Here is a 2,783-nt window from a genome sequence, read left to right as displayed (position 1 = left end):
GCTTCGCGACGATGAATCGTTCCGCCAAGCGGGTCGAAGGCTTTGAGGAAGAAGGAGCGAACGAAGAAAGGCTGGAGCCGCCGGGCTTCGGCGCGTTCCATTTCTTCCTTCACCTTGAAGAGCCGATCCGCCGACATCGTGTCTTGGGCCAGAGCCGTGCGGTCGAGCAGGGCTTTGAGGTGGTTGTGGTCGAAGGCATGGTCAATGCGCTGAGATAGCTTCGCTCTTACTTCTGGGCGATCCCCGTAGCGGATTGCCTCGATCAGCAGTTCCTTGAGGCTTTTCTCCTCGAATACGTCGCCGAGGATGTTGAAGACCTTTCCTTTCAGGGCCTCGCATTCGGTGGCGAGTTTTTCGAGAAGTCGGTGCCAGACATCCCCTTCGCGAGTTTCCTTGGCGACAAGGCTCCAGAGATGGCAAACCTCCGTCTGGCCGATACGGTGGATACGTCCGAAGCGTTGTTCCAGGCGGTTGGGATTCCAAGGGAGGTCGTAGTTCACCATCAAGTGGGCGCATTGAAGGTTCACGCCTTCGCCAGCGGCGTCGGTGGCGATAAGGACGCGGGTATCGGGATCAGAGCGGAAGAGAGCCTGGAACTTTTTTCGCTCGTCGCGATGCGTGCCGCCGTGGATCGTGATGATGCTTTGGGCGGAACCGAGCACGCCCGCGATTTTGGCGTGCAGGTAGTTGAGTGTGTCGCGGTGCTCGGAGAAGATAATGATCTTGCGTTGCCGTCCACCCTCGTCTTGCATCTGTGGATTGTTTTGGAGGAGCTTCGAGAGTTCATCCCATTTGCGGTCCAGACCAGAAGCCACGACGGCCTTGGCTTGGGCTTCGAGGTCTTTGAGGATGACGATCTCCGCTTCGAGTTCGGCGATAGTCTTCGCGGCCGTCGCCTGATCGACGAGCTTCTCTTCCAGGTTCTCCTGCTCGTCCGCGTTCAGGTCGTCATCGTCATCGGGAACGTAATCCACGGTTTCGGCGAGAAGCTGTTTGCCCCGGTCGCCAAGCTTTTCAGCGCGGAGGCGTTCAGCAAGCCTTTCCTTTCGGCGACGAAGTGATTGGTAAATGGCCTCGGGACTGGATGCAAGACGGCGTTGCAGAGTGGTGAGAGCGAATCCGACAGAGCCCTTTCGCGAACCGCCGAGTTGATCGGCTTTGCCCATTTCCGTTTGGACATAGTTCGTTACGGCTTCGTAAAGTGTGGCCTCGGCATTTGAGAGTTTGTAATTGACCGTATACGCCTTGCGTTCCGGGAATAGAGGAGTTCCGTCGAATTTGACGAGTTCCTCCTTTACCATCCGACGCATGAGGTCGCTGACATCGACCTTGTGTACGCCGTCCCGAAATTTGCCGTAGAAGCGATCCGAGTCGAGCAATGACAGGAAAAGTTGAAAATCCTCTTCTTTGCCGTTGTGCGGCGTGGCTGTCATGAGCAACAAGTGCCGGGTATCTTTGCCGAGAGCCTCGGCGAAACGGAAGCGGCCAGTCTTTTCCAGCTTCGAACCGAAGAAGTGGGCGGCGAGCTTATGGGCTTCGTCGAAGACGACAAGATCCCATCCTGCCGCACAGAGCTTCGCCTGAAGTTCCTCATTGCGGGACATCTGGTCGAGGCGGACGATGATTTGATGGTGGTCTTCGAACGGGTTTCCGCTGGGGGAGGCTTCCTCCAGAGCGGATGAGAAGATGCGAAATTCGAGGCCGAACTTCTCGAAGAGTTCATCCCGCCATTGTTCCACCAAGCTGCCGGGCGCAACGATCAGAACGCGCCGGGCGTCCGCCCGCATGACCAGTTCGCGAATGTAAAGGCCCGCCATGATCGTCTTGCCCGCGCCAGGATCGTCGGCCAGGACAAAACGCAGCGGCTGGCGCGGCAACATGGACTCGTAAACGGCAGTGATCTGGTGCGGCAAAGGATCGACGTTCGAAGTGTGAACGGCCATCATCGGGTCGAACAAGAATGCGAGATCGAGCCGCTTGGCTTCACAGGCGAGTTTGAAGGCGGCGCCGTCTCCGTCGAAGGCCCAAGGGTGGGCGGTGGCGGGCACGGAGATATTTGCTTCATCAGCCGTGTGAAGTAGGCGCTCTTTGATGCCGCCATCGGGTAGGCGATAAATTACTTGTACTGAGTCTTGAGCAATCGGAACGACCGCCATGACGGTGGCGACCAGTTCAGGTTCAAGACCGACGACTGCGAGGCCCGGTCTCAACTGGGCAAGTTGCATAATGGCCTCCTGTTGCGGTGCAGTGAGTTGGCAGCCGATGTTGTTGTGGAAAGCGATTTCACTGCATGATCCGGCGTTCTAGCTTCCGGAGAATTCGATCGAGATCGATTTTCTTGTAGAGCCGATAGCGGTTCACGGGATGACGATACTCTGGAATCTTTCCCGAGGCTCCCCAAGCACGAACGGTATTCGGAGAAACGTCGAGAAGTGCGGCCGCTTCCTTGACCTGGAGAAAGCCCTCCCGACGCATCATTTTCCAATCCTCACCTGATTCCACGTTGATACGAATAAACCTTACCAAAAGCTCCATGTCGCGGCAATCACGCGAGGAAACGTGGCGGAAAATATATCGCCAGAGCTAGATCGCGATACGTTCGATTTCGTCCAGAGTAATTTCGTCGTCGGTTCGGTCGTAAAGCTTCGTCGTCCTTGGTGATTCGTGCGCGGCGATTTGCTGGGCTTTCTCGATGGTCCCGCCATTCTCCAAGTAGGCCGTTATTCCGGTTGCGCGGAATGTGTGGCAGCACGTCGATCCTGGAAGACCGGCTGCAAGGGCGC

2 protein-coding genes and 1 pseudogene are annotated in these 2,783 nt (G+C 56.9%); all 3 read right to left on the bottom strand.

Annotation, left to right across the window (positions count from 1 at the left end):
• A partial coding sequence (locus AC6T8Q_RS04345) for a DEAD/DEAH box helicase (RefSeq protein ID WP_500677915.1) occupies nt 1-2,225 on the bottom strand: 2,225 nt, incomplete at its 3' end.
• A gap of 58 nt (nt 2,226-2,283) precedes the next feature.
• A complete protein-coding gene (locus AC6T8Q_RS04340; protein WP_500677914.1) occupies nt 2,284-2,478 on the bottom strand; it encodes a helix-turn-helix domain-containing protein in 195 nt (64 codons plus the stop codon).
• A gap of 105 nt (nt 2,479-2,583) precedes the next feature.
• Nucleotides 2,584-2,783 (bottom strand): annotated as a pseudogene (locus AC6T8Q_RS04335) (tyrosine-type recombinase/integrase); the annotation flags it as partial.

Origin of the sequence: Bythopirellula sp., from assembly GCF_041737835.1 — a bacterium.
GTDB lineage: Bacteria > Planctomycetota > Planctomycetia > Pirellulales > Lacipirellulaceae > Bythopirellula.
This window is presented reverse-complemented; position numbering and strand designations above follow the sequence as displayed.

What these genes read in the sequence shown, in the direction of transcription:
- AC6T8Q_RS04340 (WP_500677914.1), bottom strand. Translation starts at nt 2,478, where the DNA reads ATGATGCGTCGGGAGGGCTTTCTCCAGGTCAAGGAAGCGGCCGCACTT.